5 protein-coding genes are annotated in these 5595 nt (G+C 75.2%); 1 reads left to right on the forward strand and 4 read right to left on the reverse strand.

The features are described 5' to 3' along the window. From AB0H87_RS37135 to AB0H87_RS37150, 4 genes are all read right to left on the reverse strand, one after another. The coding region (locus tag AB0H87_RS37135; protein ID WP_360156917.1) for a hypothetical protein at window positions 1-640 on the reverse strand (640 nt) is incomplete at its 3' end. Window positions 641-649: 9 nt separating this feature from the next. Further along, complete coding sequence (locus AB0H87_RS37140) at window positions 650-1789, reverse strand: alanine racemase (protein WP_360156920.1); 1140 nt, start codon at window positions 1787-1789, stop codon at window positions 650-652. Beyond that, window positions 1779-3365, reverse strand: a complete 1587-nt coding sequence (locus AB0H87_RS37145; RefSeq protein WP_360156923.1) for an IucA/IucC family protein — start codon at window positions 3363-3365, stop codon at window positions 1779-1781. The genes AB0H87_RS37140 and AB0H87_RS37145 overlap by 11 nt, the downstream gene beginning before the upstream one ends. Continuing rightward, window positions 3362-4765 carry an IucA/IucC family protein gene (locus AB0H87_RS37150; RefSeq protein WP_360156926.1) on the reverse strand — a complete coding sequence of 468 codons (1404 nt, stop codon included), beginning with the start codon at window positions 4763-4765 and terminating at the stop codon, window positions 3362-3364. The genes AB0H87_RS37145 and AB0H87_RS37150 overlap by 4 nt, the downstream gene beginning before the upstream one ends. A 178-nt stretch (window positions 4766-4943) precedes the next feature. Here AB0H87_RS37150 and AB0H87_RS37155 point away from each other — a divergent pair. Then, a partial coding sequence (locus AB0H87_RS37155; protein WP_360156929.1) for an endonuclease/exonuclease/phosphatase family protein occupies window positions 4944-5595 on the forward strand: 652 nt, incomplete at its 3' end.

Genomic DNA, 5595 nt, shown 5'->3' on the forward strand with positions numbered 1-5595 from the left:
GCTGCCCGATGGCGGCGCCGGCGAGGTCCTCGGCGAGCCGGTCGGCCGGCACGCCGCAGGTGGTGCGGTGCTCGGCGAGCAGGACGCGTTCGAAGACGTAGCCGCCTTCGCGTAGCTGGAGCCACGCCCATCCTTCGGCGGGGCCGCCGGTCCAGCGGACGCGGATGCCGCGGATGATCGGGTCGAAGAGCTGGCGGCCGGCGTACGCGTCGACGGCGGTGGCGCGGGCGACGGAGGAGAGGTCGTTGACGTAGCCGGTGCGCCCGTCGGGGAGCCGGCCGACGATGTCGCGGTAGTCGCCGCCGAACGCGCGGGCGTCGAGGATGTAGTTGAGGATCTGGGTGCCGTGGTCGGCGGCGGTGAGGGTGCCGGAGGTGATCCGCAGCAGCGGCAGGCCGACGGCGTCGCAGACGGCGGTGGTCATCCGTTCGACGCGGCCGTTGGCGGCGGCGTCGGTGAACAGGACCGCGAACTCGGTGTGGTCGGTGTCGGCGTCGGTGACCAGGTAGTCGAGGACGACGGTGTTGGCCGTGTTCCACTGGCCGGCGGTGATGCCGGTGGGCTTGCGGCCGATCACCTGGCCGAGGCGGCGTCCGGTGTGGACGCGGCGGCCGCCGCGCAGGATGGTGGGCGTCGTCACGGGCCGACGCTAGCCGACGGACCCGAGGACCTTCACCTCCGGGTACGGGTGGCGCAGGAAGTCGTGGTGGGAGATGTCCCACCCGTAGGCGCCGGTGCGGGCGAAGACGAGCACGTCGCCGACGCGCAGCCGTGCGACGTGCTGGCCGCGGGTGAGGACGTCGCGGGGTGTGCACAGTTCGCCGGTGGCGTCGACGGCGACGTCCGATACCTCCGGACGGGGGAACGGGTGTGGCCAGTCGTCGACGGGCAGGACGGTGAAGGGGTGGCTGTAGCCCCAGGCGGCGGGTAGCCGGAAGTGGTGGGTGCCGCCGCGGAGGACGGCGAACCAGCGGCCGTGGTTGCGTTTGAGGTCGATGACCTCGGCGGCGTACCAGCCGGTGTCGGCGGCGATCCACCGTCCGGGTTCGACGGTGAGGGTGACGCCGGGCGGCGGTGTGCGGATCCGGAGCCGCTGGAGGTCGAAGGTGGTGTCGCCGGTGTAGTCGATGCCGAAGCCGCCGCCGGCGTTGACGTAGGTCAGGTCGATGCCGAGGCGGCGGGCGGTGGCGAGGGACCAGGTGACGGCGTCGTCGACGAAGGCGGCGTGTGCGGCGGCGTCGAGGTTGTTGGAGACGGCGTGCAGGTGGAAGCCGGTGATCGGGACGGTGTCGCGGGGCAGGGTGTCGAGGTCCTCCTCCGCGATCCCGAACGGGGTGGGTGTGCCGGTCATGCGGTGGCTGCCGCTGGGTGTGTCGGCGGCGCGGTTGACCCGCAGGGCTGCGGTGGCCGGCCGGCCGGCGGCGAGGTGGGTGAGGCGGCGCAGCTCGTGCGCGCTCTCGACGTGGATCGTGGCGTGGGCGGCGATGGCGGCGGACAGCTCGCCGTCGGTCTTGGCGGGGCCGGCGAACGCGATGGTGCGTGCTCCGGCGGCCAGGGCCAGGTCGAGCTCGCCGCCGGAGGCGACCTCGAGGCCGTCGGCGTGTGCGGCGACGGCGTGCAGCAGGTCGGGGTTGCCGTTGGCCTTGACGGCGTAGAGGACGCGGGTGCCGGGCGGGAGGGCTTCGCGCAGCGCGGCGATGCGCGCGACGGCGACGGTGGGGTCGTAGACGTAGGCGCAGACCGGGCGGCGGGCGCGGCGGAGGGCGGCGGCGACCGGTTCAGGGATCATGCAGCGGATTCTGCACGGGTACGTAGCGGTCCCCGTCGCCGGCCAGCCGCATCCGCACGAGCGCCTTGTGCGGGACGGTCGGGGCGGTGAGGGCGGCGTGGTCCGCGCGGGCCGCTTTCGTCGACGTGGGGTCGGACAGCAGCGGCTCGTACGCCTCGTCGAGGGCCTCGCGGATGGCCCGCCAGGCGCGGTCCTCGTCGAGGTCGTGCGAGCGGGTGAGGCGGACGACGAGCTCGCCGAGGTGGGCCTGGAGGGCGGTGTAGCCGAGCTTGGCGCGCATGACGTCGACGTCGTCGGTGGCGACGACGGAGCCGGGCCACAGCGGCGGCCGGTCGGCGTCGGCGAGGCGGGGCAGGTAGAGGCGCAGGCCGGCGAAGTCGCGGAACACGATCCGGTGGGGTCGGCCGTCGACGAAGGTGGGCAGGCAGTTCTGCAGGTGTGCTTCGAGGGCGATGCCGTGCCGGGCGGCGAGGCTGATGACCGGGGGGAGCAGCAGGCGGGCGTACCTGCCGACGAAGTGGAGAGCGTTCCCCGGTCCGGGTGGGACGAGCCGGTCCAGGGTGTCGCCGGCGGTCAGGCCGCCGCCGGGTATCGCGGTCTCGCCGGCGGCGAGGTGGCGGTCGACGCCGTCGCGGAGGATCGCGGACCCGTCGCGTCCCCGGCCGGCGGACAGGGCGGTGCCGGCGGTCTCGGCGAGCAGGACGACGCGGGGCTCGTCTGCGAGGAGGCGGTGCAGGAGCGCGGAGATGGCGGGGCCGTTGCGGGTGCTGGCGGTGGAGATGCTGCGGCGGGTCGAGGTGACCTGGATGTCGAGGGAGAGCTTGAGGTAGCGGCGGCGGCCGTCGCGGGCGGGCGGGAGCAGCAGGGTGCGCACGGCGGCGGTGGGTGCGGCGGCGATCGTGCCGTCGAGGTCGCGGATGCGCCCGTCGCGGTAGAGGTCGGCGTAGCGGTGGCGCAGGACGGTGTCGCGCTGCCACTGGTGCACGGGTATGACGTGCCGGCCGGGTGGTGCCTGTGCGTAGAGGTCGGCGAGGTCGAGGTGGTCGCCGACGAACAGGTCCGGGTGTACGGCGACGAACGCGACCGTGGTCGTGCCGGCCTCGACGTCATGGCGGAGCGTGTCGGCGGTGTCCCAGCCGAGCCGGGTCCGGCCGCAGGGGTGCAGGTTGTGGCCGTCGACCGCGACGCGTTCGTGGTCGAGGGCGCGCCCGTCGGGGTCGTCGCCGGCGCCGGCGGGCTGTGGGCGGGCCCGGGCGAGGGCGAGGTTGACGGCGGCGTCGGTGAGCACCACGGCGAGGCCGGCGCCGCCGGGCAGGCCGGGCGGCAGGAGGTCGGCCGGCGGGTCGTCCGTCTTGTCCACTTCGAGGCGGTCGAAGGCGTGGCGGCGGCCGACGCCGGCGTAGCGTTCGCGGGCGTCGCCGATGTTCTCCCGGTACAGGGCGCCGGCGAGGCGCCGGCCGACGGTGGCGGCGGCGCCCGGCAGTTCCGCCCGGAACGGCGCCACCAGTTCCGGTGCGACGGCGGCCAACCGGGCCGTCGTCTCGCGCGCGGCGGTGTCGAGGTCGGCGGCGGTCATCGGTGCTCCGCCAGCGGGTTCGGCACGTACGCCCAGCGGGGTTCGAGCGGGTCCGCGGCCAGCCGCATGCTGGTGGTGGCCTTGACCGGCAGCGTGTCGCGTCGGGTGAGCGGGTCGCCGGCGGTGCGGGCCGCCGCGCCCCACAGCTCCGGCGGAGGCGTGCCGGTGGCGGCGGCCAGGGTGCCGACGAGCTGGCCGAGGACGACGGTGAGGGCGGCGAGCAGGGTGGTCTCCGGTTCGCTCGGGTCGACGGCGGCGATGTCGCCGTGCAGGGGCGGCGGGTCGGGCAGGCGGGCCGGGTCGATGCGGATGCCGCCGACGTCGCGGTAGTAGAGGGTGGCCGGGCGGCCCCGGTCGAGGCTGACGAGGGTGTTCTGGCCGTGTGCCTCGAGGCCGATGCCGCGCTCGAGCAGGGCGAGCGGTCCGGTGACGAGCAGGCGGGTCAGGTCGGCCAGGAACGGGCGCGGGTCGCCGCCGTAGGCGAGCCGGACCGCTTCGGTCGCGATCGGCGCCCCGTCGGCGGGTGACGGTGCGGACAGCGCCGCGACCGGGATCGCCTCGGGCGGTGGGGCCTGGCGGTGGACGACGGCGAGGCGCCGGTCGGGTCGCCCGTCGGTGCGGACGGCGCCGGCGGCGTACTCCCGCAGGACCACCATGTCGTCGGTCAGGCCCGCGAGAAATCCGGTCAGGGTCGGTCCGTTTTCGACGGCGGCGGGGGAGACGGTGCGCACGGCGCTGGTCAGTTGCGCGTCGATGGCGGTCTTGAGGTGCGTGGACGGGTCGTCGAGGGGTGCGAGGGTACGCAGCGACATCAGCGGCCGGGCCCGGCGGGTGCCGACGACGCGCAGACCGGGGTGCCGGGCCGCCTGCCACGGGTGCAGGTGCAGCAGCGGCGGCAGGCCGGCGCCGGTGGTGTGCCAGCGGTCCGCGGGCACCTCGACCTGGACGAGGTCGACGACGGTGCGGTGCTCCGGCGCGTACGCGAGGACGTCCTGTGTCGTCATCCCGGAGCGGGTGCGGCAGCCGGGGTGCAGCGGGTGCCCGTCGACGACGAGCTGCTCCCAGTGCGGCGGGGTGGGCCGGGTGATCGCCGGTGGGCCGCCGTCGGGTCGCGGCTGGGTGGCCCGCGCGAGGGCGAGGTTGGCGACGCTGTTGTCGACCTCGACGGCGAACGGGTCGTGGCCCATCGCGCGCAGCAGCGCGGCCGGGTCGGTGTGCCCGGCCGGTGCGGTGATCTGCTCCCGGGTGAAGGCGGTCGTCAGCCGGTGCAGGATCGCGGCCCGGGCCGCGGGCAGCTCCCGCAGGTACGCGGGGTGCAGGTCGGGGCGGTGGCGTTGCAGCCATCGCGCGGTGGTCGACGGGTCCGGCCCGCCGAGGGGCTCCGCCGTCGTGCCACTCACAGCCACCAGCCTACTAAGGGCAGCCTTACCTACTGTCGTCCACCCCGGACGTCAGCGGTCGCGGGACCGCCGGAGGTAGATGCCGGCCATCCCGATCAGGATGAAGACCAGCGCGGCACAGACCAGGACCTTGAAGATCACGCGGCCACCCTGTCACATCAACCCGTAGGGTGCATAGGTGCGGTTGGCGACCTTCAACGTGCTACACGGCCGGTCCATCGACGACGGCGTCGTCGACCAGCAGCGGTTCGGGCAGGCGGTGGCGACGATCGACGCCGACGTGCTCGCCATCCAGGAGGTCGACCGGCTGCAGCCACGCTCCGGCTCCGTCGACCTGACCGCGGTCGCGGCATCCGCGGGCAACGCGGTCGCGCACCGGTTCGTGGCCGCGGTGGTCGGCACGCCGGGGGAGACCTACCGGCCCCTCGACTTCGACGACGACGGCGCCGACGAGCCGAACTACGGCATCGGCCTGGTCAGCCGCTACCCGGTGCGGTCGTGGCGGACCGTGCGGCTCTCCGCGTCGCCCGTGCCCGGGCCGATCTACGCGGTCGGTGCCGGCGGCGGGCGCGGCCGGCCCATGCTGCTGCGCGACGAGCCGCGCGTGCTCGTCTGCGCGGTGCTGGCCACGCCGTGGGGTGACGTGACCGTGGGCGCCACCCACCTGTCGTTCGTGCCCGGCTGGAACCTGTGGCAGCTGCGCCAGGTCGTCCGCGAGCTGCGCACCCTGCCCGCACCGCGGCTGCTGCTCGGCGACCTGAACCTGCCCGCCGGGCCGGCCGCGCTCGGGTCCGGGTGGACCAGACCGTCGCCCGGCTCGCCGCTCTCGT

The sequence above is a fragment of the Asanoa sp. NPDC050611 genome (assembly GCF_040654855.1).
Taxonomy (GTDB): domain Bacteria; phylum Actinomycetota; class Actinomycetes; order Mycobacteriales; family Micromonosporaceae; genus Asanoa.

Excerpts from the sequence above, each read along its gene's own strand:
- AB0H87_RS37140 (WP_360156920.1), bottom strand. The coding sequence starts at position 1,789 with ATGATCCCTGAACCGGTCGCCGCCGCCCTCCGCCGCGCCCGCCGCCCG.
- AB0H87_RS37145 (WP_360156923.1), bottom strand. The coding sequence starts at position 3,365 with ATGACCGCCGCCGACCTCGACACCGCCGCGCGCGAGACGACGGCCCGG.